The 26,440-nt window shown below is 45.6% G+C and carries 28 protein-coding genes; 14 read left to right on the forward strand and 14 right to left on the reverse strand.

What is annotated here, in order from left to right; genetic code table 11:
* Positions 1–4: 4 nt before the first annotated feature.
* Genes BM099_RS13205 through BM099_RS13220 form a run of 4 tightly spaced genes read left to right on the forward strand, consistent with a single transcriptional unit; the run spans position 5 to position 5,247 of the window.
* On the forward strand, positions 5–1,993 hold the full coding sequence (locus BM099_RS13205) for an acetyl/propionyl/methylcrotonyl-CoA carboxylase subunit alpha (RefSeq protein WP_090728600.1): 1,989 nt from the start codon (positions 5–7) through the stop codon (positions 1,991–1,993).
* 1 nt (position 1,994) lies between these two features.
* A complete protein-coding gene (locus BM099_RS13210; RefSeq protein ID WP_090728601.1) occupies positions 1,995–2,900 on the forward strand; it encodes a hydroxymethylglutaryl-CoA lyase in 906 nt (301 codons plus the stop codon).
* A gap of 25 nt (positions 2,901–2,925) precedes the next feature.
* Complete coding sequence (locus BM099_RS13215) at positions 2,926–3,519, forward strand: peroxidase-related enzyme (protein ID WP_090728602.1); 594 nt, start codon at positions 2,926–2,928, stop codon at positions 3,517–3,519.
* A gap of 36 nt (positions 3,520–3,555) precedes the next feature.
* Entirely contained in the window at positions 3,556–5,247 is a 1,692-nt protein-coding gene (locus BM099_RS13220) for an AMP-binding protein (protein ID WP_090728603.1), read from the forward strand.
* A gap of 84 nt (positions 5,248–5,331) precedes the next feature.
* Here the strand turns inward: BM099_RS13220 and dbpA are convergent, their stop codons facing one another.
* The 3 genes from dbpA to BM099_RS13235 form a co-directional block, all read right to left on the reverse strand.
* Positions 5,332–6,714, reverse strand: coding sequence for an ATP-dependent RNA helicase DbpA (gene dbpA / locus BM099_RS13225; RefSeq protein ID WP_090728604.1), 1,383 nt, complete (start codon positions 6,712–6,714; stop codon positions 5,332–5,334).
* 100 nt (positions 6,715–6,814) lie between these two features.
* Complete coding sequence (locus BM099_RS13230) at positions 6,815–7,375, reverse strand: class I SAM-dependent methyltransferase (protein WP_090728605.1); 561 nt, start codon at positions 7,373–7,375, stop codon at positions 6,815–6,817.
* Between the two features lie 68 nt (positions 7,376–7,443).
* Positions 7,444–8,328, reverse strand: coding sequence for a LysR family transcriptional regulator (locus BM099_RS13235; protein ID WP_090728606.1), 885 nt, complete (start codon positions 8,326–8,328; stop codon positions 7,444–7,446).
* Between the two features lie 179 nt (positions 8,329–8,507).
* On the opposite strand from BM099_RS13235, the gene BM099_RS13240 reads away from it, so the two are divergent.
* Genes BM099_RS13240 through BM099_RS13250 form a run of 3 tightly spaced genes read left to right on the forward strand, consistent with a single transcriptional unit; the run spans position 8,508 to position 10,945 of the window.
* Entirely contained in the window at positions 8,508–9,107 is a 600-nt protein-coding gene (locus BM099_RS13240) for an FMN-dependent NADH-azoreductase (RefSeq protein ID WP_090728607.1), read from the forward strand.
* A 21-nt stretch (positions 9,108–9,128) separates the two neighbouring features.
* On the forward strand, positions 9,129–10,088 hold the full coding sequence (locus tag BM099_RS13245) for a glutathione S-transferase family protein (RefSeq protein ID WP_090728608.1): 960 nt from the start codon (positions 9,129–9,131) through the stop codon (positions 10,086–10,088).
* Entirely contained in the window at positions 10,085–10,945 is an 861-nt protein-coding gene (locus tag BM099_RS13250; protein ID WP_090728609.1) for a pirin family protein, read from the forward strand. The genes BM099_RS13245 and BM099_RS13250 overlap by 4 nt, the downstream gene beginning before the upstream one ends.
* A 45-nt stretch (positions 10,946–10,990) precedes the next feature.
* Here the strand turns inward: BM099_RS13250 and msrA are convergent, their stop codons facing one another.
* The 6 genes from msrA to dsbD form a co-directional block, all read right to left on the reverse strand.
* Positions 10,991–11,584, reverse strand: coding sequence for a peptide-methionine (S)-S-oxide reductase MsrA (gene msrA, locus BM099_RS13255; RefSeq protein WP_090728610.1), 594 nt, complete (start codon positions 11,582–11,584; stop codon positions 10,991–10,993).
* 200 nt (positions 11,585–11,784) lie between these two features.
* Complete coding sequence (locus BM099_RS20700) at positions 11,785–11,952, reverse strand: RNA-binding S4 domain-containing protein (RefSeq protein WP_090728611.1); 168 nt, start codon at positions 11,950–11,952, stop codon at positions 11,785–11,787.
* Between the two features lie 195 nt (positions 11,953–12,147).
* Complete coding sequence (locus BM099_RS13265) at positions 12,148–12,672, reverse strand: NADPH-dependent FMN reductase (RefSeq protein WP_090728612.1); 525 nt, start codon at positions 12,670–12,672, stop codon at positions 12,148–12,150.
* A gap of 144 nt (positions 12,673–12,816) precedes the next feature.
* Positions 12,817–13,389, reverse strand: coding sequence for a DUF1499 domain-containing protein (locus BM099_RS13270; protein WP_090728613.1), 573 nt, complete (start codon positions 13,387–13,389; stop codon positions 12,817–12,819).
* Between the two features lie 43 nt (positions 13,390–13,432).
* Entirely contained in the window at positions 13,433–13,753 is a 321-nt protein-coding gene (locus BM099_RS13275; RefSeq protein WP_090728614.1) for a hypothetical protein, read from the reverse strand.
* A gap of 45 nt (positions 13,754–13,798) precedes the next feature.
* Complete coding sequence (gene dsbD / locus BM099_RS13280) at positions 13,799–15,685, reverse strand: protein-disulfide reductase DsbD (protein ID WP_280522154.1); 1,887 nt, start codon at positions 15,683–15,685, stop codon at positions 13,799–13,801.
* A 311-nt stretch (positions 15,686–15,996) separates the two neighbouring features.
* Between dsbD and BM099_RS13285 the strand changes: the two genes are divergently transcribed.
* Together BM099_RS13285 and BM099_RS13290 are read left to right on the forward strand one after the other, a co-directional pair.
* Complete coding sequence (locus BM099_RS13285) at positions 15,997–17,064, forward strand: 3-deoxy-7-phosphoheptulonate synthase (protein WP_090728615.1); 1,068 nt, start codon at positions 15,997–15,999, stop codon at positions 17,062–17,064.
* A gap of 416 nt (positions 17,065–17,480) precedes the next feature.
* Positions 17,481–17,822 carry a hypothetical protein gene (locus BM099_RS13290; protein WP_090728616.1) on the forward strand — a complete coding sequence of 114 codons (342 nt, stop codon included), beginning with the start codon at positions 17,481–17,483 and terminating at the stop codon, positions 17,820–17,822.
* A gap of 85 nt (positions 17,823–17,907) precedes the next feature.
* Here the strand turns inward: BM099_RS13290 and BM099_RS13295 are convergent, their stop codons facing one another.
* The 4 genes from BM099_RS13295 to BM099_RS13310 form a co-directional block, all read right to left on the reverse strand.
* Positions 17,908–18,294, reverse strand: a complete 387-nt coding sequence (locus BM099_RS13295) for a 3D domain-containing protein (RefSeq protein ID WP_090728617.1) — start codon at positions 18,292–18,294, stop codon at positions 17,908–17,910.
* A gap of 323 nt (positions 18,295–18,617) precedes the next feature.
* Positions 18,618–18,995, reverse strand: a complete 378-nt coding sequence (locus BM099_RS13300) for a hypothetical protein (protein WP_090728618.1) — start codon at positions 18,993–18,995, stop codon at positions 18,618–18,620.
* A 182-nt stretch (positions 18,996–19,177) separates the two neighbouring features.
* Positions 19,178–20,119 (reverse strand): DMT family transporter, encoded by a 942-nt coding sequence (locus tag BM099_RS13305; RefSeq protein ID WP_090728619.1) that lies wholly within the window; start codon positions 20,117–20,119, stop codon positions 19,178–19,180.
* Positions 20,116–21,354 carry a YbfB/YjiJ family MFS transporter gene (locus tag BM099_RS13310; RefSeq protein WP_198064213.1) on the reverse strand — a complete coding sequence of 413 codons (1,239 nt, stop codon included), beginning with the start codon at positions 21,352–21,354 and terminating at the stop codon, positions 20,116–20,118. The genes BM099_RS13305 and BM099_RS13310 overlap by 4 nt, the downstream gene beginning before the upstream one ends.
* Before the next feature lie 76 nt (positions 21,355–21,430).
* Between BM099_RS13310 and BM099_RS13315 the strand changes: the two genes are divergently transcribed.
* Complete coding sequence (locus tag BM099_RS13315) at positions 21,431–22,264, forward strand: LysR family transcriptional regulator (RefSeq protein ID WP_090728620.1); 834 nt, start codon at positions 21,431–21,433, stop codon at positions 22,262–22,264.
* Positions 22,265–22,430: 166 nt separating this feature from the next.
* On the opposite strand, the gene BM099_RS13320 is transcribed toward BM099_RS13315, so the two are convergent.
* On the reverse strand, positions 22,431–22,739 hold the full coding sequence (locus BM099_RS13320) for an antibiotic biosynthesis monooxygenase family protein (RefSeq protein ID WP_244889942.1): 309 nt from the start codon (positions 22,737–22,739) through the stop codon (positions 22,431–22,433).
* Positions 22,740–23,082: 343 nt separating this feature from the next.
* Here BM099_RS13320 and BM099_RS13325 point away from each other — a divergent pair, with 343 nt between their 5' ends.
* The 4 genes from BM099_RS13325 to BM099_RS13340 all read left to right on the forward strand — a co-directional run bounded on the left by BM099_RS13325 (position 23,083) and on the right by BM099_RS13340 (position 26,439).
* Positions 23,083–23,586: a disulfide bond formation protein B gene (locus BM099_RS13325; protein WP_090728622.1), complete on the forward strand. Its 504-nt coding sequence runs from the start codon at positions 23,083–23,085 to the stop codon at positions 23,584–23,586.
* 431 nt (positions 23,587–24,017) lie between these two features.
* Complete coding sequence (locus BM099_RS13330; RefSeq protein ID WP_090728623.1) at positions 24,018–25,154, forward strand: 4Fe-4S dicluster domain-containing protein; 1,137 nt, start codon at positions 24,018–24,020, stop codon at positions 25,152–25,154.
* Positions 25,151–25,633 (forward strand): cyclic nucleotide-binding domain-containing protein, encoded by a 483-nt coding sequence (locus tag BM099_RS13335; RefSeq protein WP_090728624.1) that lies wholly within the window; start codon positions 25,151–25,153, stop codon positions 25,631–25,633. Before BM099_RS13330 ends, BM099_RS13335 begins: the two co-directional genes overlap by 4 nt.
* Positions 25,630–26,439, forward strand: a complete 810-nt coding sequence (locus BM099_RS13340; protein ID WP_090728625.1) for an FAD/NAD(P)-binding protein — start codon at positions 25,630–25,632, stop codon at positions 26,437–26,439. Before BM099_RS13335 ends, BM099_RS13340 begins: the two co-directional genes overlap by 4 nt.
* Position 26,440: the final 1 nt, after the last annotated feature.

Raw genomic sequence — 26,440 nt, forward strand, 5'->3', positions numbered from 1 at the left:
CACTATGTTCAGCAAGATTTTAATTGCAAACCGTGGCGAGATTGCCTGTCGCGTCATTCAGACAGCTCACCGCCTTGGTATCCGTTGTGTCGCTGTTTATTCTGAAGCCGACCGCAATGCCCGCCATGTAGCCATGGCTGATGAAGCCTTCTTATTAGGCCCTGCACCCAGCAGCGAGAGCTACTTACGTGCTGATAAAATTTTACAGATCGCCTTAAAATCAGGGGCACAAGCAATCCACCCTGGTTACGGATTCTTGTCAGAAAACACAGAATTCGCCAACGCTTGTGAAGCAAACGATATTGCTTTCATTGGCCCTCCTGCATCCGCTATCGCGGCAATGGGTTCTAAATCCGCGGCGAAAGATATCATGCTAAAAGCGGATGTTCCGCTGGTACCTGGCTATCATGGCGCTGATCAGGACCCCGCCCTACTCAAAGCCGAAGCTGAAAAATGCGGTTTCCCTCTTCTGCTTAAAGCGATTGCTGGCGGCGGTGGTAAAGGGATGCGTGTTGTCACACATATCGGCGAATTTACTGAAGCACTGGCGGCCGCTCAACGTGAATCTCAAAATGCATTCGGTAACCCCGACATGCTGATTGAACGCTATCTGACCAAGCCGCGCCATGTTGAAATCCAGGTATTCTGTGATAAGCAGGGTAACGGCGTTTACTTAGCTGAGCGCGATTGCTCTGTGCAGCGTCGTCACCAAAAAGTCATTGAGGAAGCACCCGCACCAGGTCTTTCAGATGAAACGCGAAAAGCAATGGGTGAAACAGCCGTTGCTGCGGCAAAAGCAATCGACTATGTCGGTGCCGGAACGGTAGAGTTCCTGTATGACGAAGATGGCTCCTTCTACTTTATGGAGATGAACACTCGCTTGCAGGTAGAACACCCTGTGACTGAAATGATCACAGGTCAGGACTTAGTTGAATGGCAGCTACGCATTGCCGATGGCGAGCCCCTACCGCTGCAGCAGGAACAGATTCAGATTCGCGGTCATGCTTTAGAAGCACGAGTCTATGCAGAAGACCCGGACAATGACTTCCTGCCCGTCACCGGTACCCTTCACTACCTGCGCACACCAGATGAAAACGCCCATGTGCGTGTCGACACCGGTGTTATCGAAGGTGATGAAGTCAGCGTTTACTATGATCCGATGATTGCAAAATTGATCGTCTGGGATGAAGATCGTGAACAGGCGATCAACCGTATGGTGCATGCACTTGAGTCTTATCGCATTGGTGGCATGAAAACCAATATCCGCTTCCTGCGTCAACTCGCAGATAGCAAGCCGTTCCGTGATCAGGAACTGGATACCGGCTTTATCGAAAAGCATAACGACCTGCTCTTTCAAAAAGACAAAACCGACATTCAAAGCCAACTTGCACTCGCCACCAGCTATGTACTTGAAACCGAGCGTCAGACTCAGCCTAACAAAGACGATCCTGACTCCCCTTTCAATTTACAAACCAGCTGGCGTTTGAATGCTAACTACTCGCGTCCGATGGAATGGGTCGTCGGCGAAGACCATCATCAGGTCAGCATAGTTGAGCAACAAAACGGCTATGATATCACTGTTGATAATGTCACCTTCAAAGTCTCTGCTACCTTAAGTGATGACCATCTTCGGGTTGTTATCAATGGCCACCGTCTGAGTATTCACGGACATCTGGCAGGCAATGATATGACCCTGTTCCGTGAAGGCCAGCAATTCCAATGCCAGCTCTTCCGTCACACCTTTGATGAAAGTGATCAATCGGCAGGCGGCTCACTGACTGCACCGATGAACGGCGCTATCGTTGCCGTACTGGCAGAAGCCGGACAAATTGTTAAACAAGGCGAAACCCTCGTCATCATGGAAGCTATGAAAATGGAACACAGCATCCGTGCGCCTCATGACGGCACTGTCACAGAAGTGTACTTTGCTGTCGGCGACTTAGTATCTGATGGAGCAGCACTGGTTGCTGTTGCACCGGTCGAGGAGGCATAAAATGGGATTACCCACCAAAGCACGTATTGTTGAAGTCGGCCCACGCGACGGACTGCAAAATGAATCAGGCCCGGTAATTGCCACGGCAATTAAAGTCCAGCTGATCAATCGCCTTGCTGATGCTGGCATTAATCATATCGAAGCGGCCAGCTTTGTCTCTCCAAAATGGGTTCCGCAAATGGGTGATGCTGCCGAAGTGATGGCAGGTATTACGCGTAAAGCGGGGGTAACCTATGCCGCCCTCACGCCTAACCTGAGAGGTGCCGAGGGAGCGATTGTTGCCCGTGCGGATGAAGTGGCGATTTTTAGCGCCGCTTCTGAGTCCTTTACCCAAAAAAACATCAATTGCTCAATTGCTGAGAGCCTTGAGCGTTTTGTACCGGTTATTGAAGCAGCCAAGAAAAACAACATCCGTATTCGCGGTTATGTGTCCACCGTACTCGGCTGTCCATATGAAGGCGAAATTGATCCGGCTCAGGTCGCTGCGGTCGCCCGTGAATTGCTTGACATGGGCTGCTATGAAATCTCATTGGGCGACACCATCGGCGTTGGCACACCGGTTAAAGCACGAAAAATGCTGGCCCGGGTTGCCCATGAAGTTCCTGTGAAGCAACTCGCCGCGCATTTTCATGACACTTACGGTCAGGCATTAGCCAACCTGTATGCTGTCATGCAAGACGGCGTCAGTGTTATCGATACCTCCATTGCAGGCCTGGGTGGCTGTCCTTATGCGAAGGGAGCCTCAGGCAATGTTGCCACAGAGGATGTGGTATACATGCTGAATGGCTTGGGTATCGAAACCGACATCGATCTGGAAAAACTGGTACCGGTAGGCAACTGGATTACACAGCAAATCGGACGCTCCAACGGTTCCAAAGTTGGCCTCGCCCTTGGCTGTGAAGAGTAAATAAATAAGCATGAGGCAAAGTAACATGAGTCAACCAAAGCAGATTACCGCACTTGACCTGCCGATTCCCGAGCATAAAGACCTACCGGAAGAGTTTCAGAAATACTTCGCAAAATGCGAAGAAAAACTGGGTATGGTTCCTAACGTTCTGACCGCTTATAGCCAGAATGTCGCTCAACTTGACATATTTGCACGTTTTTACAACGAACTGATGTTTGGTGAAAGCGAACTTACCCCGCTGGAAAAGGAGATGATAGCGGTAGTCGTCTCTTCACAAAACCACTGTTACTACTGCCTTACTGCGCATGGGGCTGCTGTACGCGAGTACTCTGGTGATCCGGTTTTAGGAGAGCTTATGGTAATGAATTACCGCGCCGCCGACTTGCAACCCCGTCATCTCGCCATGCTCGATTTTGCCTATAAACTCACCTGCCAGCCTGACCAGATTATTGAATCAGACCGGCAAGCACTACGGGATGCAGGATTCAGTGATCAAGGCATCTGGGATATTGCTAATGTTACCGGCTTCTACAATATGACCAACCGAGTGGCCAGTGCAACGGAGATGCAGCCTAACCCGCAATACCATGCCAGCCATCGCGGCGCACGAAACTCATGAACTACCTGATAACAACAAGATTGCAGGGATTTTATTATGACTATTAAATTGCCAAGCTACACCAGCGGCATTTCCAGCAAACCTCTGCTGGGCATGACTATCGGTGATAAATTTGATGAGATTGCAGCGACCTATCCAGACAACGATGCATTGATCGTCCGTCATCAAGGACTGCGTTACTCATACAGCCAATTAAAAGAGGCCGTCGACCAGGCAGCGCGTGCTTTTATTGCCATCGGTGTTGAACGGGGTGACCGTATAGGCATGTGGGCACCAAACTGTGCCGAATGGACTATTACCCAGTTTGCAACAGCCAAAGTAGGTGCAATCCTGGTCAACATCAATCCGGCCTATCGACTTCACGAACTGGAATACGCGTTAAATCAGTCTGAAGCCCGCTTTATCGTGACGGCTGATACCTTTAAAAGCTCAAATTACACAGAAATGCTATTTGAACTGGCACCAGAACTGAAGGCTTCTGCCGAAGGCAAGCTCAAATCAATGAAGCTGACAAGCCTTGAAGGTGTCATCAATCTATCCGATGAAAAATTCTCTGGCATGTGGCGCTGGGCTGACTTTATCACCATGGCTGACAACGTCAGCATTGAGCAAGTTCAACAGGCTCAAAGCGAACTGCAGTTTGATGATCCGATCAACATTCAGTACACCTCAGGTACAACCGGTTTCCCTAAAGGTGCTGCCCTCTCTCATCACAATATTCTGAATAACGGATATTTTGTTGGCGAGAGTATGAACTTAACCGATAAAGACCGCATTGTTATTCCAGTGCCACTGTATCACTGCTTCGGCATGGTGATGGGTAATCTGGGTTGCATGACACACGGCTCTGCGATGATCTATCCTGATGAGGCTTTTGACCCTAAAACCGTCCTGGAAACCGTCGCCGAAGAAAAAGCCACAGCGCTTTATGGTGTACCCACGATGTTTATCTCAGAACTGGATCATCCGGACTTTAGCCAGTATGACCTGAGTTCACTACGCACAGGTATCATGGCGGGATCTATCTGCCCTGCAGAAGTCATGAAAGCCGTTAATACCAAGATGAACATGAAAGAAGTTCAGATTGCGTATGGCATGACCGAAACCAGTCCGGTTTCGACACAGACCGCTGCTGATGATCCGTTCGATAAACAGGTAACCACTGTTGGCCGTACTCAACCACACTTGGAAAGCAAGGTGATTGATCCTGCCACCGGAAACATCCTTGCTCGTGGCGAAATTGGTGAACTTTGTACCCGCGGTTACAGCGTCATGTTGAAGTACTGGAACAATCAAGAAGCCACTGACAAGGCGATCGACTCTTCCGGATGGATGCACACTGAAGATTTGGCAAGCATGGATGATGAAGGCTACATTCAGATTGTAGGCCGTATTAAGGACATGGTAATTCGCGGCGGTGAAAACGTTTACCCCAAAGAAGTTGAAGAGTTTTTGTATACCCACCCAGATATCTCGGATGTACAAGTAACCGGCGTACCGGATAAAAAGTATGGAGAAGAGCTGATTGCCTGGATTAAATTACATCCAAATGCAGATACCGTGACTGAAGATCAGTTACGTGCTTTTTGTAAAGGCAAAATCACCCACTTTAAAATCCCACGTTACTTTAAGTTTGTTGATGAGTTCCCGATGACGGTTACCGGGAAAATTCAGAAGTTCAAAATGCGAGAAATATCTATCGCGGAGCTGGGTCTGGACGACATCTAACATCTGACATCAGCCGAAAAAAAAGCCCCGATTATTCGGGGCTTTCACATTTATACAGATCATTTATCATTAATAGATGGAAAGTTATAAGCGTCTTGCGCGATACGAACGGCCTTTCATCTTGCCTTCAGAAATCTTTTTAAGCGCCACTTTTGCAACATCCTGATTCACAGCCACATAGGATTTATTATCCATCACCTGGATTTTACCTACCTGTTTGCCATCAATGCCATTCTCACCCGTCAATGCGCCTAAAATATCTCCGGCACGAATCTTCTGTTTTTTCCCGCCATCAATCTGGATCGTCGCCATAGCGGGTTTAAAAACCGGCTTATCTAAGACGCTAGCAGAGGGCAAAGATTCAACGCTGATGCGCTGTCCAATGTAGTCTTCAAGACGAGCAACTTTATGCGTTTCTTTATCGCTGAACAAGGTACAGGCAAAACCTTTACGCCCTGCACGCCCGGTACGACCAATACGATGGACATAAACTTCTATATCACGTGCTATCTGATAATTAATAACCGCATCCAACGCGTCAATATCCAAACCACGTGATGCCACATCAGTCGCCACGAGTATTGATACGCTTTTATTCGAGAAGCGTATCAATGTCTGGTCACGATCACGCTGCTCTAAATCTCCATGCAAGGCTACCGCGCTAAAGCCGTAATTGCAGAGTTCGTTAGCGACTTCCTGAGTTTCAATTCTGGTATTACAAAAAACCACCGTCGATTCAGGGCGATGTTTTAATAACAACAAACGCAGAGCCAACATCCGCTCGGATTCATCATTGATCTTAAATAGATGCTGTTGAATACTGCTATCGTCATGCGTAGACGTCACCTGAACCATTTCCGGATCAGTCATGATGCGCTGCGCAATTGACTCAATCTTTTTAGGGAAGGTTGCACTAAACAACATCGTTTGGCGCTGGGCAGGCATCTGATCGATAATCGCATCTAACGCATCCTGAAAGCCCATCTCGAGCATTCTGTCTGCTTCATCCAGTACCAAAGTTTCAACATACTCAAGATTGAGTGTTTTGCGGTTGATATGGTCTTCAATACGGCCCGGCGTTCCTACGATAATATGTGCGCCATGTTCTAAAGAACCTATTTGCGGGCCTAACGGTGTACCGCCACACAGCGTCAGTACTTTGATATTGTGAATGGTACGTGCCAGCGTACGCACTTCCTGAGCCACCTGATCCGCTAGCTCACGTGTAGGGCAAAGCACCAGTGCCTGAATTCTGAAGCGTTTAACATTGAGCTTTTCCAGCATACCTAACACAAAAGCAGCTGTTTTTCCTGAACCGGTTTTTCCCTGCGCTATAACATCCTTGCCTGACAGAATATGCGGCAGACTCTGTTCCTGTATCGGCGTCATGGCCGTATAGCCGATTGAATCAAGGTTCTGAAGTAGCGCAGGTTTTAACTTAAGGGTCGAAAATTCTATTGAGCTCAATGTGCTGTCCTGTACAAGGTCGGTTTTGTAGTAAAGATGACCAAAATGGCGCGTATAATAACAGATCCGCAAATCTTGCGCTGACTAATAGATTTCCCTCTTAAGTTTTAATAAAAAGATACTCATCCATAAAGTCTCCGTCTCTTTGTTCTGAGCGATAATATTGAAGGCTTAAATCAGCAGATAGCCCCAGATACTCCTGTGGTTTAAGACAAAAACGCTCGGAAAATCCTTTATCCTTATGTTGCTGCAGATTAAAACTATTCAGCATCAACCGACCTTGCTCATGTAATAACGCTGGCAAGCAAAGAAATAGCGCCGGCGTTGGACGAAATCGATTGATCACTATGTTGTCATACTGACCTAAACCCGCCAGCGAATCTGTGGCATCAAGATCAAATTGGACAGTACGAATGCTTAACTGTTCGGCTTGTGCGCAGGCATCCAGGCGCTTAAGCCCCTCTTCCGCAATATCGACAGCGGTCACAGCAAAGCCTTGCCTTGCTAAAAACACAGCAGAACCGCCATCGCCAGATGCAAGGTCTAAGACCGAACCCGGCCTTAACAGCGGCCAGCCGAGCTGCAGCGCTACCGGGACTGATGATAACTCCCCTGATTTATCCGCATAGCGACTGTTCCATTTTTCCCGTACTGATGACATATTTACTCCTGAGTTAAGCAGTGTTACGACTGATACAGAATTACTAATACAAAGTTACTAATCTAGAGTTACTCAACGCTGATTTTCGCAATCTTATCTTTAATCAACTGCCCGAGTTGTTTGGTTCCAGGGCCTGCATAATGACCATCACGATAGATAAGATAAAGTTCTACCGAGCGCTCTCCACCTGAAACCAGTGATAAGGGTTTTAACACCCCTTGCTCAAGCTCATTCTGAATTTTAAGCACCGGAAACCAGGCATATCCTAACCCCAATACTGCACAGCGAACCGACGTATTAATATGACTTAAGGTCAAACGCTGCTGCGCACCCAGCCAACCCGAGTCTGTACCACGGCTACCCGAATCCTTAACCACCAGTTGGCGATGTAAACGTAAGTCCTGATAATCAAGTGTCCGGCCAACCTGATGCAACGCATGATCAGGTGCCGCTACCGCTCTAAAGGTCACTTGCATCAATGGATCACCTAAAAAACCCGGCGGAATGCGCCCACTGATAACAATATCAGCTTCCTTCTTTAACAAAGCCTCATCTGAACCGCTAAGCACGGTCTCCTGCAACTCGACTCGGGTCATCGGATTTTCAGTCATAAATGTCTGCACTGCTTCCAGTAACAACCAATCCGGAAACAGAGTATCCATCGCGATCTTAATTTCTGCTTCCATGCCCGCTGAGAATTGCAGCGCCATAGACTCCATCTGCTGCGCCTCTTCCAACAACACTTTTGCCCGACGATAAAGTGTCTGACCCACAGGGGTTAGCACAGCCTTGCGTCCGTCTATTTTAAAAGCACGCAGATCCAGACTCCCTTCCAGCTTTTGAATCGCATAGCTGATAGATGATTGGCTCTTATTCAAGACTTCAGCGGCAGCGGCATAGCCACCACTGTCAACGATTGCAACCAGACATTGCCATTGCTCAAGCGTTACCATTTTGAATAGCTCATATAAGTATGCGTCATAGATATATCTATTAATTAGATTGAATTGAACTAATTTTACCTGTTTTCAATCTTTTTATTAAATATAAAATAGACGCTATAACGTAAAACACTCTCATTAGACAGTAAGAGAGCTTGGCACAAGCCGACATTAATATAGGGATAAACATCATGGCAACACTTCTACATATTAAAAGCAGCATCTTTGGTGACGGCGGAAAATCCAGCCAACTCGCCGTAGATTTTATTAAAAAATGGCAGAAAATAGAGCCTCAGGGCCAAGTGGTTATCCGCGATTTAATCAATAACGCTACTCCTCACCTTGACGCTGATATTGTAACTGCATTGATGACTGTTGAAGCAGACCGTTCAACAGCACAACAAGCAGTAGCAACGCATTCTGATCAATTAATCAACGAAATCCGTCAAGCCGACCTGATTGTAATAGGCGTACCTATGTACAATTTTGGTATCCCTTCTCAAATGAAAGCTTATCTGGATCAGTTAGCCCGTGCCGGTGTTACCTTCAAGTACACAGATCAAGGTCCGATTGGTTTGCTGGAGGATAAACCTGTCTATCTGTTTGCCACGCGTGGCGGCCTGTATCGTGACTCAGGCGCCGATTTTCAGATCCCGTTCATGACGCAGTTTCTCAACTTTATCGGCCTGAAAAATATCGACATTATTTACGCCGAAGGCCTTAACATGGGAGATATGGCGGATACTTCGCTGGCTGCAGCAAAACAACAGATTGCACAAGCGATTAGCTAATTAATTAATCAGGAGAACATGATGGGACTGTTGATTAACGGTACATGGCACGATCAGTGGTATGACACCAAAACACATGAAGGCGAGTTTGTCCGCAATGAATCGCAGTTCCGTCACTGGATAACAACCGACGGTTCTTCTGATTTTCCTGCAGAGGCGGATCGTTATCATCTGTATGTTTCACTCGCCTGCCCTTGGGCACATCGCACCCTTGTGATGCGCGCCTTAAAAGGCCTGCAAAATATCATCACAGTAGATATCGTTCATCCTTTAATGCTCGAAAACGGCTGGAGCTTTAAAAAAGATTCAGTAGCTAACGCAGATTCCCAACTCAGCGCTAACTACCTTTACCAGATCTATACCCATGAAGATCCTGACTATAGCGGCCGCGTTACCGTACCGGTTCTCTGGGATAAAAAACAACAGCGGATTGTAAATAACGAATCTGCCGACATTATTCGGATGTTAAATTCAGCCTTCGACAACCTGGGAGCCACAAAAGGCGATTACTACCCGCTTGCTCTCCACTCGCAGATTGATGAACTTAACAGTTGGATATATGACACCGTTAATAACGGCGTTTACAAAGCGGGATTTGCAACGACACAGGCGGCCTATGACGGGGCCGTAAGCGCACTTTTTAAATCATTAGATAATTTAAATGAACGCCTTAGTACACAGCGTTACCTTCTTGGTGATCAGATGAGCGAAGCGGATATTCGCTTATTCACCACATTGATCCGCTTTGATCCGGTGTATGTCAGCCATTTTAAATGCGACCTCAAACGTATCGCCGATTACCCGGCATTGTCCGGATATTTAAGAGATATCTATCAGACAGCGGGCATTGCTGAAACGGTCGAATTTGATCATATAAAGCAGCACTATTATTGTAGCCATACGATGATCAACCCCACCGGTATCATCCCCGTCGGACCAGCCTATTACCTCAACGCACCACATGGGAGAGCTTCATTATGAATACCTCATTACAAACAAGGGCTGTAGCGCGACTTATCCAAGCCATTGATAGCCAGGATGGAGCAGGCGTAAAACTCAAACGCAGCCTGGGCCGCGGTGCTACGACGCGTGTCGACCCTTTCCTGATGCTGGATGCCTTTTCGTCGGCTAATCCTGATGATTATATTGCAGGTTTTCCGCCACACCCGCACCGCGGCTTTGAAACTGTTACTTACATGTTAGATGGCCACATGCTGCATCGTGATCACATGGGCAACGAAGGCGACCTGCGTGCCGGTGGCGTACAATGGATGACGGCAGGCAGAGGTGTGATTCATGAAGAGCGCCCGCAAATGAGCGAAGGACTGATGCGCGGATTCCAATTATGGATTAACCTGCCCGCCAGTGAGAAGATGAAACCCGCCGCCTATCAAAATATTGAACCAGAAGAGATTCCACTGGTAACACTCAATAACGGCAGTACCATTAAAGCTATCGCCGGAACACTAGCGATTGAAGGGCAGACTATTTCGGGGCCAATCAATAGCGGCGGCACTCAAGCCATCTATCTGGATGTCCAGATTCCTGCAGGACAAAAAATAACACTACCTATAGCGAATCATTTAAGCGCTTTTGTTTACTTGTTTGAAGGCAGTGCAGCGATTGGCGAACAAACGCTGACCGAGAATACAGCCGCTGTATTAGATGCAGGCGACCTGGTAAGTATCAGTGCCCCTAACCAGCCAGCCAGGCTTTTATTGATCGCAGGTAAAGCCATTGGAGAGCCGATTGCTCAATATGGCCCGTTTGTTATGAACACTATGGAAGAAGTTGAACAAGCCATGCAGGACTACCAAAACAATACGCTAACCGACTAAAATCCGCGCAATAAATAATGGGCAGCACTGGCTGCCCACTTAGCATTAATGTGTGGCTTTATCTCCCCAAATCGTTTTCAAACGCTGATCACGACCGCAATTCCAACGATAGGCTTTATAGCGCAGAGGATTATTCTTGTAATAATCCTGATGGTAACTCTCTCTGCCCTGAATCGGATAAAAAACAGAAGCATCTAAAATGGGGGTTATCACTGTCTGATTTGGGAACTGTGCAACGACTTCTTTTCTGGAGACTTCAGCTAGCGCTCGCTCTGTATCGTTAGCGACAAAAATTGCGCTTAGATAACTATGCCCTTTGTCACAAAACTGACCACGCGCATCGAACGGATCAACATTCACCCAATAATGCGCTAACAATTGCTGATAGCTCACTTGCTCAGGATCATAGGTAATCTCTACCGCCTCATAGTGTCCTTCATGATTACCATTGTATGTCGGATTTTTTAAGACGCCTCCAGTAAAACCTGAAACAACATCAGTGACACCATCTAACTTTTCAAAGTCAGCTTCCATACACCAAAAACAGCCTCCTGCTAATACGGCTTTATCAGCCAATACAGTAGAGCCATGCGACAACAAGGCTGAAACTACCGCAAGTAATATCAGTTTATTTTTCATGTAACCTCTCAGAAAAATCGGCTCTTTATAATGATTGTTATAACTTCATCTATAAAGGCCAGTATCAATAACAAGCATCAATAATGGACATCAATAACTAACTGGCGACATCGACATAAAAAACCGATTAAACAGTCGATATGAAAAATAAGACAACAATTTTCGGAAGTTGTTACCTAACGAAACAAAGATTCAGCTAATTACTCGCATACAATTATCAGATCTTCACTATCAAAATGAATAATGTCACCTGATATTATTTTTTTGCGTTTGCGTGTTTCGACTTCACCATTCACCTTGACCAAGCCTTGCTCTATTGCTGATTTTGCTGCGCCACCGCTGGGAGCAAGGCCTTCGAATTTTAGAATTTTAGAATTTTATATAGCTCAACAGGTTCTGTTGTAATCTCTACTTCTCTCATTAATGATCCTTATTGTTAACCCTGAAAACAGGAGGTTAACGTTTACAATAGTAAGAGGTTATTTACTCTCCACTGAAGCGACTGTTTGTGTCTTAAAATCTGCTGGTATAACAATTTCCAGCATTTGGAGCAACGCCCTGTATTATCTCAGCTTGCTAACAGCCGACTTCACTAACACGTTTATTTCTTCATTATTAATACAAGATTTTTCAAGATCAAAATTCTCATAAAAATTAGGCAAAGCATAGCTAGCCAACACTGTCCCGCCAAAAAAGGGGGCTGAGTTTACCGCTTGTGCCAGCACACTTGCACCGCCTCTCGCGCCTGGAGAGGTAGAAAGCAGTATCATGGATTTATTCTGAAAAACTTTCGGATTGATTCTTGAACACCAATCAAACAAATTTTTGTAAGCAGCTGAGTAAGAACCATTGTGTTCAGCGAAAGAGATGATCAAGGCATCACTGCCTTCGATTTTAGCTAAGAAGTCTTTTGCCAGTTCGGGATGACCCAACTCCTCTTCCTTATCCTGACTGAACAAAGGCAGTTCAAAATCATTTAAATCCAGAATATCAATCTCTGCAGAAGTGAGTAAAGATGCCGCATAAGTGGCTAACTTTTTATTGATAGACTTTTTGCTGCTGCTAGCCGCAAACGCTAAAACTTTCATAATGAACCCCTTAAACTAATATCAATGATACCCCTGAGTGCTACATGCCAGGCAATGTAATACTCAACGGCTTTTTAAATCTCTTAGCTATAATATTTAGCGGCTTTACTTAATTATGAGTTGATTTAAATAGTGTGATACTAATCAAGAATCTACCAACAGGTCTTCTGCTAATCGTGCCGAAATAGTGTTTTTTAGTTTTTCTATACGTTTTAGATTAGCGCCAAAATCACTATGCCCCACTCTGGAAGCTGATCGAAAATGAAGCCGATAGTCCTGACTGTCAACACGCAGCTCGACATCATCAACAAAACCAAACAAGGTCGATTGGAATGTAGCAGCCAGATAGAAAGACGCGCCGCGTTGGCTATCATCAACCGGTTGAACTTTACCACCCATTGCTAAAATCGCTTCTTTGGCGATGCGAATAATATCTTCAGGCGAGTGTTTCAACGCTGCTGCTGCAACATCCAAATTGGCCGCTGAAGAAGGAGGTAAGGAGCCATCTGAGGATAGAGGTAAGGTAAGAGGCAGAACAAAGTGTGCATGATCATCAGGATATTCACTGCAAACACAGTTGGGTTTTTGTTCGCACTGAGCCAGCCGGCTATCAACTAAGCCGATAGGGCTGCCTTTTTTAGACAGGTACCCCAGCACAAAGAAATAGATTGTGATGAGCGTAAAAACCACCACGATGATCGATAGTGCGAGCTTCATCGTCTGTTATTCCTTGCGTTCATCAGCACCTGGCATCTGCGCCCTACTGATCAAATTTATAGTATTCGCGATTCAAATAAGCGGCTACATCACTGACATCTTCCGGAAACCAGCCGACATCCAGGTTGGTATTACACCCTTCAACCATCGCCTCTAATTTCGCAAAAGTTGTCACTTTACGATCTTCTCGCAGATAAAACGATGCTTCATGACAGGTCTCACAATTGGCATCTGTGTATTGTTCGCCACGAATCGTTCTTTCGAGCTCTACTTCATGATAAAGCTCAGCCCCCGTATCAGCGTCACCCGCATATACGTTGGAAATACTAAGAAAGAGCATCGCTATAAGGATGTTTTTTTTCATGCCTGACTCCTTGAGGCTCACCACCATCGTGTGAACTTATAGTAGTTACACTCCATCTAATTGTCCTAGATGGCTGATAAAGTCTTCAGGGCCTGTAAAACCAACCAACATTAAATGCGGCTGCATCACACCGGATTGATTATAAAAAATCAAAGCAGGCGGCCCAATAACACTATAACTTTTACTCAGCGCTTTAGCATCTTCATCATTAGCCGTAACATCAACCTTTATGCGCACAAAATTTGCCAGTGCCTGCTTCACCTCAGCGTCTGCAAAGGTGACATGATCAAGCTCAACGCATGTAATGCACCAGTCAGCATAAAAGTCGAGCATTACGGGTTTACCTGTCCGTTTAGCATCCTGCAAAAGCGGCTCCAGTTGTGCGATTGATGTGACGGTAATAAAGCGCATTTCACTCGTTTGTGTATTTGCCGCCGAAACAGACGAGAACCCCTTCAGAGGATAGAGCAGGCTGTTACCGCCTGATAATACTCCCAGCAACAATGCCGCGCCGTACAACAGCAACATTATTCCCACGCCTTTCCATAGCTTGAGCCAGCCTTTCGCACCCTGCGGCAATGAATCTAAGGCACGCATGTAAATAGCGGAAATGATTAAAACAACCGCGGTTAGCCCCATAGTAACGACCACTGGCACAACACGATCCAGCATCCAGATTGCCATCAATAGTAAAGCCACACCAAAGGCTGCTTTTATTGAATCCATCCAATGCCCTGCTTTGGGTAATAATTTACCCGCGGATGCACCTATTAATAGAATCGGCACCCCCATTCCCATGCTCAATGTAAACAAGGCAAGCCCTCCCATCACAGGATCGCCCGTCTGACCAATGTAGATGAGCGCTCCGGCTAAAGGTGCAGCCATACAAGGGCCGACAATAAGCGCTGACAGTAGTCCCATAATCGCGACACCGGAAACCGTACCGCCTTGCTGATGATGGCTGGTGTTATTCAGCTTACTTTGCCAGCTGTTGGGCAGCTGCAATTCATAAAAACCAAACATCGACAATGACAACAGTACAAATATCAGACTGAAAAAACCAATGATCCAGCTGTTCTGAAAAGCAGCCTGCAGATTCTCACCAAACAGGCCGGCCAACACACCCGCTATGGTATAAGTAACAGACACGGCCAACACATAGATCAGCGACAGAAAAGTGGCGCGCCGTGTTGTAATCCTGTGGCCATGCCCGGCAATAATACTGGAGATAATCGGTATCATAGGAAATACACAGGGTGTCAATGAGAGTGCTAATCCGGCTATAAAAAACGCACCCAGCGTTAACAGTAAACTGTCACCTGACAGCATCCGGGCAAACTGATCTTGCTCACTGACTAAAACAGGCGTAACCGGTTGCTCTGATTGTGTTACTTTCAGTGATAATTCAGGCAGCGGATTTGTTAATCTAGTTTCAGTATTTTGGATATCAGCGGGAACATCGGCGACGTCGAGTGTGGTTGTCACGGGCGGGTAACAAATCCCGCCTTCCCAGCAACCCTGATAGGTGACTTTCAGAAAGCCATCGCTTGACGAACCGGTCAGGCTGCGCAGTTGTAGCACGACATCGGCTTTCTTATGAAATACTTCAACCGTGCCAAACAAGGGATCATCTTTGGTATCAGTTTTACTATTTACGCGACTGATAACTTCCAGCGTGTCGGAAGGACTGATGGTTATACGATCCCGGTACAAATAGTAACGTTCCTGAATATCCCAGTGCAGAGTTATTTTTCCGTTATCACCTACCTCAGGAATGAAAATATACGCTTGTTCGACCGGTAGCGGCCCATCGCTAGACTGGCCTGCTGCATTTTTTTTATCAAAAAATCCAGCATGCGCCTGGGACGCACTTAATATAAGCATCCACAGTATCGTCAAAATTTTAAAAGTAGATTTTGTTACGCTCAACACCGCAGAGCTACTCCTGAATCAATATAAGATAGGTTATGGACTACATCTGGCCCATTGAGTTCTATATAAGAGTATGATTTATAGTATATATTCATTTAAACCTAACATGACTCATGTCAACGATCAGATTGCATTATATCACTCATACTGGCTTATATCTTTTCCGCTTTCATGGCAAGTTAGCACGCAACAGCCCTTATAAACGTCATGACTTTATGGTAAAAAGATGCCTACTTATATTTGCGTTCTTATAATCACTTTACCCAGCCAAGATATCGGCTTGTACCGAATAGCTTCAGGAAAAAAGCACCATGACAGATAACCGCGTAGAAAACCTTAATGTCGAATCTCATTCGGTCCTGATTACACCCGAAGATCTGAAAAGAAAATTACCGATCAGCGAAGCTGCTGCATCGTCTGTCATGGAAGGCCGCCAGGTCATCCGTGATATTCTTGACGGCACAGACAAACGTATTTTTGTCGTCATAGGCCCCTGCTCTATACATGATGTAGATGCTGCGCTTGAATACGGTAAGCGTCTTAAAAAGTTATCCGAACAGGTAAACGACTCTATCTATATCGTCATGCGCGTCTATTTTGAAAAGCCACGCACCACCGTTGGTTGGAAAGGATTAATTAACGATCCTCACCTGAATGACTCGTTTGATATCGAGGAAGGTTTACACATTGCCCGTAAGCTGATGTTAGACCTGTCTGAGATGGGACTGCCTTTGGCTACTGAAGCACTCGATCCTACCACTCCGCAGTATATGCAGGATCTGATCTCTTGGTCGGCTATCGGTGCACGGACGACTGAATCACAAACACACCGTGAGATGTCTTCGGGTTTGTCTTGCGCGGTTGGATTTAAAAACGGTACTGATGGCGGCTTAACGGTAGCCACTAATGCACTCAAGTCAGTTAAGCACCCGCATAATTTTCTCGGTATCAGCCCTGATGGCCAGGTATCCATCATTCGTACGAAAGGAAACCAGTACGGACATATTGTACTGCGCGGCGGCGACGGTAAGCCAAACTATGATTCAGTCAGTGTTTCAATCTGTGAACAGGCATTGGACAAGTCCGGCCTGAAGAAAAACATTATGATCGATTGCAGCCACGCTAACTCCAGCAAAGATCCGGCACTACAGCCCCTTGTTGCAGAGAATGCCGCTAATCAGATCCTTGAAGGCAACAAATCGATTGTCGGCCTGATGATCGAATCAAACCTGGAATGGGGCGCGCAGTCTATTCCCGAAAATCTTGCAGATCTTAAATACGGTGTATCTGTTACTGATGCCTGCATTGACTGGCCAGCCACTGAAAAATGTTTGTTGGATATGCACAACAAGTTAAAAGACGTGCTGCCTAATCGATAGAACACTCAATTTAAAAACAACAGGGCCTTTATGGCCCTGTTTTTTTACTTTCGTGTTGTTGGGCATCACTAGGCACACTGAAGCATACCTCCTGCCCGACACCATAATAGCGGAGTCTAAATAGCGGAATAGTTCTAATCATTTTATTGATGCCGGTGGTTCATGATGACGTCAATGTTAAAGCAGAGAACTATAATGGCGGTTTAAGACGGGTAAGCCGACTTCTGGGCTGATTATTGTAGTTAGTAGTAAAACCTCGAATTTCACGATGACTACAATAACTACAAACATTTAAATACAATGAGTCAGCCCCCTTTTGTTTAAAATTTAAGCGTATTTTTAACGGCACTTAAATTTACAATCGAACTCTAACGGTGAAATAATGTTAATGAATTTGTTTTATCGGGAGATCAACTATGAACACTTTATCGATTGATGGCTGGTGCAAGCCCAGCGATAGCGGGAAATCTGTTCCCATTGGTATGTTTCATTTTACGGTCGATGACGCAAGCCACTTGAAAATGGAGCGCGCCGAAGAGCAACTGCAGGAGTCTCAGGAGAAGGAAATATATCTTGATGTCGATATGAATATCATTGAACTGGTAACACCTGACGGCTGCGGTAATTTATCCGATTGCCGGCTGCGTGTTTATCTTAACCCTGAAGATAATCGTGGTCATTTCCACCTGGTTGGTCATCGCGCAAGTGATGGAGAACTCGTCTATACCAATGCTGTTATGGTTGACCAGCTAGGTTAACAAAGAAATACATTCGGCGAACGTTGCAATTCACCGGCTGCCAAAGAAGCGCCGCGGAACTGGCAGTCCGGGTGGATTTTCCTTGTTATGAGGGTTCGCTCACCCAATGAATAATAACCTTTCTTTTTCCCCACTCTTTAGCTTTGTTGATATCTTTACCCATATAAATATCGATTTTTCGTCGCCATCGCTTATTCATTTTATCAAGTACCTTATATTTTCCCTCTAGCCCCTCTATTGAAACCTCAACGCCAGGTCTGAGCCCCTTTTTAACGAGATCTCTTGACACCGCAATTGCCTTCATTCCGGGCTTAAGAGTATGCCCCCAGGCAGCAAGCGAAGGCGTCGAATCTGTTTCATTAGGGTGTGAAGTATATGCTGAAGCGGTAACTTCTAAAGAGGTAGTCTTATCACTACACCCAGACAAGAAATGTATCGCTAGCAAGATTATAAAATATCTAAACCTTCTCATATTTTTCACGCAGTTGTTTTTTCATAACAGCTTATCTATGGACTATGGCCTTCTATTTCTTTGGCGCCCCATTTGGGTTTCATGTAAAACTATCATAGGTATTATCATTATTCCCCTTATTTAAGGACGAAGGGACTGGTTATTTTGGCCGGGTTTAACCTTCATCAGTGACCACGCAAAAGGTGGGGTTAGCCCTTCTGAATAATATTTCTGGCTTACCGATAATATGCGGACGATTTTAAGTCTTTGACTCTATTCCGATATCATCCAGGCACAAAAAAGCCCCATCATTTCTGACAGGGCTTTTTTAAAACCAGCTTAAATTAAGCAGTTTTTTTAGCAGCTTTTTTAGCAGGCGCTTTAGCAGCAGGAACGACAGCGTCCTTGCTTTCAGTCAGGATAGCCTGAACTTCAGCAAAATAAGCCTTGGTGTTTTCTGCAGATGCTTGTACTTCAGTCTGTAGAGCTTCAAGGTTGGCCTTAGCTTCTTCAGATTTTGCCGCTACAAAAGCAGTTAGCGCTTCAACGTCTTTAATTGCTGAAAGGGCTTTGAAATCTGCCTGTGCCTGAGCAATTTGCTTCTCAGCAGTCGCTTTCTGAAGCTCGAATGCCTTAGTAAAAGTTGCTGTGTTTAGTTCAATCAGCTTCTGAACAGGAGCGCCAAAAGCAGAGAAGTCAGCAGTAGGAATATTATTGAACATGATTTACACCCATATAAAAGTAGTTGATGGGTGAATAGTACAGCGCCTTATGCTGCAGTGCAACATTTTTTATATTTATTGCTTTATGCTTTCATTAAATATCTAAAATTTATGGATATATATTAATAGATTTTTTTGTGCAGATGCTTAATCCAGCATACTTTCCGGTTAACCTTCACGGCTTAGCTTTTAACCTCTGACTGAAATATCAATTTGAGCCCTCTTTTAATTCTACTATGGCCATTGACCATCACTATTCCCATCATCACCATGGTGGCCCCCACTATAAAGCTATCTTCAAGCGGCTCGTCCAGCAGCCATACACTGAAGACGATACCAAACAACGGCGTCATAAAAGTAAAAACGCCCAATTGTGATGCTGAATACTGGCGAAGCAGCCAGAACCACAGCAGCAAACTTCCAAACGATACCACGATTCCCTGAAACGCCAGATTGCTTAATACTGCTGTCGTCCGTGTGTACCCGGTCTGCTCCATCGCGATAGCGGCAAACAAAACAAGTATGAAACACATTATCAATTGATAAAATAAAGTTTGAGTGGCAGGCGCGTTCGCTAAGCTTGAGCTACGCACTAATACCGTTGTAGACGCCCAGGATATAGCCGCAAGCAAAGCAAGAAAATCACCCCACAGCATATTCGTTGCTGCAGAACTTGTGTCCTGTGAATCCCTCCAGAGAAATGTCAAAGCAATACCCAAAAAAGCCGTAATGATACCTAGCCACTGTATTGAATTCAGTTGCTCTGAAGTGATTTTGAAATGTAAACATAAAGCGACAAATATCGGGGCACTATAAAGAAAAATAACCATATGCGAAGCGCTCGTGTTGCGTAGCCCTTCACCCACAAAATAGAACTCAAGCGCAAACAGAGTTCCTGCCAGAAGCCCTGCTTTGTAGGTACTACGACTGATTAATTTTTCTTTTCTGCAAAGCATAATCATGGCAAGCAGGAACGCAGCGATACCTGACCTCAATGCTATCTGTAAGACTGGCGACATGTCAGTTGCTACTGCTTTTACAAAGACCTGCTGTACGCCCCAGATTAAACTGACGAACGTAATTATTCCAATCGCCATACCATCAATGTCTTTACGTGCGCTCATAAACAACGCGCTTTTCTTAACAAAAGTGTGGACTGCTTTTCAAGCAAGCTTTTCTCAACGCTTAACAGCTTAAGCAGAAGAACAACGCCAATCATCACCACAGCGGCAGATAGGTATAGCCCAATATCATAGTTGCCAAAAGCTTCGGCAAGATATCCGGTAGGTACAGGTGCAATGATTTGTGCAGCACCATAAGCCAATGTCATTGTGCCCATGAACTTAGCCGGGTTGCTTGGATAAAACTTGCCCGCCATCGTCAATACCAGACTGACACAAGCGATAAAAGTACCACCAAACAGCAGCGCACTTAATATAACAACAGGTAAAGTGTCATTTATGGCAGGGAGAATAATTCCTATCGCTTGTAGGATATAGGCGGCTAATAACGCTCTGAGATAACCAATACTTCTCGCGATTCTATCCCATAAAAGAGCTGCCGGTGTAGCCGCTAATCCAACCAGCAGAAAAGCCAATCCCCCCTGTCCTTGCAAGCCTTCAGCACCCTCTACAATATCCACAATAAAGGTGGAGCTGACGACATAACCATAACCTGCACAAAAATAGGCTAACAACATTATCGATGTGAAAGCTTTACCTGGAGGGTTATCTTTTGCAGCAACCCCTGCCTGACCTGCGGCAGAAGGGTGGGGCATCCATAGCCATGCCGGAATGGCGACTACCGCCGCCATCACAGCTAAAGCCAGCCACTGTTGCTGCCAGTCGGCTGATATAGTCAGCATACCTTCTACGAGTAATGATGTAACAATGATGCTTACTCCGGCACCAGAAAAGTGAATACCTAATTCAGCACGGTGATTATTACTAACCAACCATTTTAATATCAGGCCTGAGGCAATAATCAAACCTCCTGAGGCACAGATTCCGGCAATAAATCGCAGCACAGCCCAAGTAACCATATCAGAAGTCACCACCATCGCGGCTGAGGTGACAACGCTCAAAATAAGATAAAGCCGGTGCAAGTTGTACTTGTAGTTCAGGTTGTGCATGCTGGCAGCAAGCAGCACTCCTAACATATAGCCCATAAAGTTAGTGGTAGCTAACCAGCCTCCACCGGACTCCGTCAGGCCAGCACTTTCCTGCATTATGGGCAATAACAAACTATAGGAGAAACGTGCGACACCAACGGTCACAATTAAACTGCAGATACCTGCAAAATACACACGGCTTTTTGTCAGCTGCGTTAACATGGTTTCACCTTGTTGTTGAAAGATCATTATCCAACTCTACTCTGCCCTGCTAAGATTAAAAATTGAATCATTTAGAACCAAAGCTTCTGATTATGAGAACTATATGGAAATTTTGACACTGAAGACTTTTAAGGCGATTGTTGATGAAGGAGGTATTAAAGGCGCTGCTGATAAGCTACATACGGTCCAGTCCAACATCACCAACCGAATTAAAAAGCTAGAAAGGGAACTGGATACAAAGCTTTTTATTATAGTCGGAAGAAAGCTACAGCTAACACCAAGTGGCCAGCAGCTTTGTGAGTATGCCAATCAGATTCTACAGTTAGAATATCAGGCAACGTCCGCCATTTTACGTGATAAGGGTAGTTATGAATTAAGAGTCGGCATGCCAGAAACATTTGCTGCCGTACATATGCCTCTGGCACTCAAACAACTTAAACAGAATCATCCGCAGATTCGAACGAAAATTTATACTGATACCAGCGACAGGCTAGTATTTGCTGTCCTGGATAACAAAGTTGACTGTGCAGCCTTGGGTAATGCCCCTACACATGAAAACCTTGTTGTCATACCTATATTACAAGAAGAACTGGTACTAGTGACGCCTTTGGAGAGCGATTATGATCCGGTATTGTTTGTCCGGGATGAAGGTTGTGGCTACAGAAAATGCGCTCTTACCTGGAAGCAGGAAGCGGGTCACGCTAGTGACAATCTAATGGTCATGAGCAGTGCTGATGGTGTTTTAGGCTGTATCTCTGCAGGGTTGGGCTACACCATTATTGGTAAAAATATGGTGGTTGGTAGCCGCTATGAGAAGTCCCTTGTTATGACGCCAGTTTGCCATGGCCAAAAACATGTTCAGTTATCAATTGTCTATCGCAAAGACAGTCCATTAGAGGCAGGAACACTCACCCTTGCAAAGCTTTTAACTAAGTAATTGTGCTATTTTCGACAGACTCTTTGTCTAAGATAGCGTCTTGTGTTTATCCATTGAGTCCACAGCACAAAGCAGACAATTAATCACGGATATTGCAAATTCTGTAGGCATTTAGCGGCAATATACAAGCGTAATAACTGGCTTCACGTCCCTACTTCGACGCTAGCTATTTGAGCGGAAAACAATATTCACGGCTGATTTGTGCGACCTGAACACTGTAAGATTCATACCAGTGCTTACGCCCCAGTTGTTGCGCGATCTGATGTTCGGCATGTGATTTCCAATCTCTGATGCTCGCTTCGTCTGGCCAGTACGAGAGTGCAATCTCATTGTTGCCTTCGCTAACGGCAGCAAACTCTATGCAGCCAAATTGTTTAATTGCCAACTCACGCATTCGGTTTGCCACGATAAAATATTCTTCGTCCAGTTCCCGTGTTTTTGCACGGAAGATCACAACATACATAATTACACTCACTCTAAAAAAATCCAGGCCAGCTTGAACTACTAGTTTCAACTACTAACTTCAACAAAAAGGTCAAATGTAACTCATCTCAATCAGCTTTAAGAGCATAGGTTTAAGAGAAGTAGGTTTAAGAGCAATAGATTTAAGACCAGCCGCCTAAAGAAATGATCGCTAGGGGTATATTATCTTTCACCTGCAATTTTGTATCTGCTAAACTTTATTGTTTTTCAGAACTGTTAATTTATAGCTCTGAATGAATAGCTCTAAACACACTGACCTAATGACACTACTCTAACTGCACTGCCCTACATATACTGCCCTAAATACTCAGCTCTCTAAAAGGACCCCTATATCCATGTTTTCGACACTTGCCTGTATTAATCGCTCTTGTTATTTTTGGATCGCGATGATTGTTACCTGCTTATGCATGGAGTCTATAGCGCTTTATTACCAGTATGCTCTGGATTATGGCCCTTGCGTACTGTGTGTTCAGATCCGTGCCTGGGTGTTAGGACTCTTAGTTGTCTCTGTTTTCGGCTTGCTGGTACGTAAAAATAAACTAACCTTGATGATAGCCAATCTGATTACCCTATTTTTTGCAGCAGGAATGCTGGAACGTTCCTATACAACACTCGGGATCGAACGCGGTTTTATAGAAGGTAGCTGCACCCTGAATTCTGGATTTCCTTCCTGGCTGGCGTTGGATAAATGGCTGCCGAGTGTATTTGAACCCTGGGAAGCCTGTGGTTATACCCCTGAGCTTTTGTTTGGCGTTACGATGGCAGAAGGCCTTATTTTATTGGCCGCGGGCTGGGCCATTATTATGCTGCTTATGCTGATCAGCAGTGTGAAAAAATAACGTTTATTGATTTCTGATTAAGCGCGCCTCCCCTCACACCACACCTCACAGCCCCATATTGTGAGGGGAGTTGTGATGAGAGTTGTGATGGGAAGCAGAAATCTATTCAACTTTCCCTAATAAGCCCTAATAAGCGTGCGATTAATGTTGATTGGCTTGGCGAGTCTTAATCGAAGACGTCAAATTTCCAGTAAAGCCAATAGCAATGATCTGGCCCAATTAAACGCATCAACGCAGGCTTAAAGCTTTATAAACGGAATCTTAAGCAGTCAATTTTATTGACACTGAAATTGTTAAGCGTTATTAAATTAACTATCTGCCAATCAAAAACCGCGCCACTTTGTCATTGTTTTCTTTAACGCAGACCAAGCACAGGCGGCAGACATACGTTAGAAAAACACATTTACAATGTGCGTAAATGGACGTTTGCAATGAAAGCCCGAAGCGCAACATCCTTTATTCTGCCATCAGACAAGCTAAATAGCTTGATTCACAGCCTGCAACAAGCGGGGTATCAGGTTGTCGGCCCGGTCATTGTTGATCAGGCCATTATTTACGATCAGATCAAATCAGCAGATGATCTCCCGCAGGGCTGGACGGATGAGCAGGAAGCCGGTCGTTACCGTCTCAAGCGCCGACAAGACGCTGCGTATTTTGGCTTTAACGTCGGCCCAAACTCCTGGAAAAAATACCTGCAACTGCCTCGCCGACAGGTCTGGCAAGCGCACAAAACAGCCGACGGCATCGAGATTGAGCCGGTCAATGCTGCCATCACCCCACTTGCATTTTTGGGTGTTCGTAGCTGTGAGCTACATGCAATAGCTATACAGGATCGCGTCTTTCTTTCGGGCGAATATCATAATGAAGATTATAAACAGCGTCGCCAATCGATTTTCACAGTCGCGGTCAACTGTACCCAGGCAGCCGCTACCTGTTTTTGTACATCAATGAATACCGGGCCAGCCGTATCCTTGCCGTGCGATTTGGAAATCACCGAAATCATTAACGATAACGAGCATTATTTTCTATTACGCAGCGGATCAGAAAAAGGCCAGCTAATCCTGCAGCAGCTGCCAGTTACTCCTGCAACCTCAGCCCACCAGCAGCAAGAAAAAACAGCCATAAACCAGGCAGAAAAGCAGATGTCAGTTGGCCCCAGAGTATTTGACAGTAGCGACCTACAGGCACTGCTATACCGCAATTATGAAAATCCTCTTTGGAGTGATATTGCACAGCGCTGCCTGTCCTGTGCCAATTGCACCATGGTTTGCCCCACATGCTTTTGCTCATCCGTTGAAGACACTACTGATCTGAGCGGTGATCACGCGGAACGATGGGAGCAGTGGGATTCCTGCTTTACCGCTGACTTCAGTTATATCCATGGCGGTTCAGTTCGTCCCGACACGCGTTCACGCTACCGCCAGTGGATGACTCACAAGCTGGCAACCTGGCATGAGCAGTTCAATACCTCCGGCTGCGTCGGTTGTGGCCGTTGCATAGCCTGGTGCCCGGTTGGCATCGACATTACAGAAGAGATTGTGCGCTTCCAGGAGTCTGACACCCCATGAAAACTATTGCGGCCCTATTGCACGAGCACCCCTTCTTTGCGGGTATGAAAGATGAATATATCCAGTTAATCGCTGGCTGTGCGGTTAATCACATATTTAACCAAGGGGAATACATCGCCAAAGAAAGTGATGCAGCCGACTATTTCTACCTGATTCGAAACGGCCGTGTTTCAATCGAGACATCCCAGCCTAATTACGGCGCTGTCATCCTGCAAACACTACAGGATGGTGATATTTGTGGCTGGTCGTGGCTGTTCCCTCCCCACTGCTGGACTTTTGATGCTAAAGCGCAGACAAAAGTTCATACCATTAAATTAGACGGGCGTTGCCTGCGCGGTAAATGTGCTGATGACACCCAGCTCGGCTTTGATCTGATGCAGCGTTTTGCGCGCATTATGACCGAACGCTTACAAGCGACACGCTTGCAACTACTGAATATTTACGGCCGCCCTGAAAATAATAAGGATCAGGAAATATGATTCCTGATATTTTTTATGTGAAACGCCGCACTGAGGAATATCCCGGTACATTCACGCTGCATATCAAAAAAAAAGATGACCAGCCGCAAACCTCTTTTCAGCCGGGGCAGTTCAATATGCTGTATGCCTTCGGCGCAGGCGAAGTCCCCATTTCAATGAGTGGAGCGCCGCACAGCACCTCTGTCTATATTCATACGATCAGAACAGTAGGACTGACAACACAGGCACTGGAACGGTTGCGCGAAGGTGACCAACTGGGTGTACGCGGCCCCTTTGGTAGAGGTTGGCCTGTAGAAAAAACTACTGGCAAGACAATTGTTATCATTGCCGGTGGTTTGGGGCTGGCACCGTTACGTCCATTGATTTACCACCTGCTCAGCAAAAACCGGGATGCAACCGATATTCATATATTCTACGGAGCCAAAAGCCAACCGGAAATGCTGTATAGCGACGAACTAAAAAACTGGGCGCAACAACTCACGCTACAAACCAGTGTCGATATGGCAACACCCGGCTGGCAAGGCAATGTGGGAGCAGTTACCAGCCTGTTAACCACCGCAAAAATCGATCCTGAAAACACGATTGCCTTTATCTGTGGTCCGGAGGTCATGATGCGCTTTGCTATTCAGGAACTGATCAAAAAAAACCTCCCTCGCACATCCATTTACCTGTCAATGGAACGCAACATGAAGTGCGCCACGGGCCATTGTGGCCATTGCCAATGGGGACCCACATTTATCTGTAAAGATGGCCCCGTGTTTTGTTATGAGGAAATTCATGACTGGTTCCACAGAACGGAGGTTTAAC

The organism is Neptunomonas qingdaonensis, from assembly GCF_900113275.1.
GTDB lineage: Bacteria > Pseudomonadota > Gammaproteobacteria > Pseudomonadales > Balneatricaceae > Neptunomonas > Neptunomonas qingdaonensis.

Excerpts from the sequence above, each read along its gene's own strand:
- BM099_RS13205 (WP_090728600.1), top strand. The coding sequence starts at position 5 with ATGTTCAGCAAGATTTTAATTGCAAACCGTGGCGAGATTGCCTGTCGC.
- BM099_RS13210 (WP_090728601.1), top strand. The coding sequence starts at position 1,995 with ATGGGATTACCCACCAAAGCACGTATTGTTGAAGTCGGCCCACGCGAC.
- BM099_RS13215 (WP_090728602.1), top strand. The coding sequence starts at position 2,926 with ATGAGTCAACCAAAGCAGATTACCGCACTTGACCTGCCGATTCCCGAG.
- BM099_RS13220 (WP_090728603.1), top strand. The coding sequence starts at position 3,556 with ATGACTATTAAATTGCCAAGCTACACCAGCGGCATTTCCAGCAAACCT.
- BM099_RS13230 (WP_090728605.1), bottom strand. The coding sequence starts at position 7,375 with ATGTCATCAGTACGGGAAAAATGGAACAGTCGCTATGCGGATAAATCA.
- BM099_RS13235 (WP_090728606.1), bottom strand. The coding sequence starts at position 8,328 with ATGGTAACGCTTGAGCAATGGCAATGTCTGGTTGCAATCGTTGACAGT.
- BM099_RS13240 (WP_090728607.1), top strand. The coding sequence starts at position 8,508 with ATGGCAACACTTCTACATATTAAAAGCAGCATCTTTGGTGACGGCGGA.
- BM099_RS13245 (WP_090728608.1), top strand. The coding sequence starts at position 9,129 with ATGGGACTGTTGATTAACGGTACATGGCACGATCAGTGGTATGACACC.
- BM099_RS13250 (WP_090728609.1), top strand. The coding sequence starts at position 10,085 with ATGAATACCTCATTACAAACAAGGGCTGTAGCGCGACTTATCCAAGCC.
- msrA (WP_090728610.1), bottom strand. The coding sequence starts at position 11,584 with ATGAAAAATAAACTGATATTACTTGCGGTAGTTTCAGCCTTGTTGTCG.
- BM099_RS13265 (WP_090728612.1), bottom strand. The coding sequence starts at position 12,672 with ATGAAAGTTTTAGCGTTTGCGGCTAGCAGCAGCAAAAAGTCTATCAAT.
- BM099_RS13270 (WP_090728613.1), bottom strand. The coding sequence starts at position 13,389 with ATGAAGCTCGCACTATCGATCATCGTGGTGGTTTTTACGCTCATCACA.
- BM099_RS13275 (WP_090728614.1), bottom strand. The coding sequence starts at position 13,753 with ATGAAAAAAAACATCCTTATAGCGATGCTCTTTCTTAGTATTTCCAAC.
- BM099_RS13285 (WP_090728615.1), top strand. The coding sequence starts at position 15,997 with ATGACAGATAACCGCGTAGAAAACCTTAATGTCGAATCTCATTCGGTC.
- BM099_RS13290 (WP_090728616.1), top strand. The coding sequence starts at position 17,481 with ATGAACACTTTATCGATTGATGGCTGGTGCAAGCCCAGCGATAGCGGG.
- BM099_RS13295 (WP_090728617.1), bottom strand. The coding sequence starts at position 18,294 with ATGAGAAGGTTTAGATATTTTATAATCTTGCTAGCGATACATTTCTTG.
- BM099_RS13300 (WP_090728618.1), bottom strand. The coding sequence starts at position 18,995 with ATGTTCAATAATATTCCTACTGCTGACTTCTCTGCTTTTGGCGCTCCT.
- BM099_RS13305 (WP_090728619.1), bottom strand. The coding sequence starts at position 20,119 with ATGAGCGCACGTAAAGACATTGATGGTATGGCGATTGGAATAATTACG.
- BM099_RS13310 (WP_198064213.1), bottom strand. The coding sequence starts at position 21,354 with ATGATCTTTCAACAACAAGGTGAAACCATGTTAACGCAGCTGACAAAA.
- BM099_RS13315 (WP_090728620.1), top strand. The coding sequence starts at position 21,431 with ATGGAAATTTTGACACTGAAGACTTTTAAGGCGATTGTTGATGAAGGA.
- BM099_RS13325 (WP_090728622.1), top strand. The coding sequence starts at position 23,083 with ATGTTTTCGACACTTGCCTGTATTAATCGCTCTTGTTATTTTTGGATC.
- BM099_RS13330 (WP_090728623.1), top strand. The coding sequence starts at position 24,018 with ATGAAAGCCCGAAGCGCAACATCCTTTATTCTGCCATCAGACAAGCTA.
- BM099_RS13335 (WP_090728624.1), top strand. The coding sequence starts at position 25,151 with ATGAAAACTATTGCGGCCCTATTGCACGAGCACCCCTTCTTTGCGGGT.
- BM099_RS13340 (WP_090728625.1), top strand. The coding sequence starts at position 25,630 with ATGATTCCTGATATTTTTTATGTGAAACGCCGCACTGAGGAATATCCC.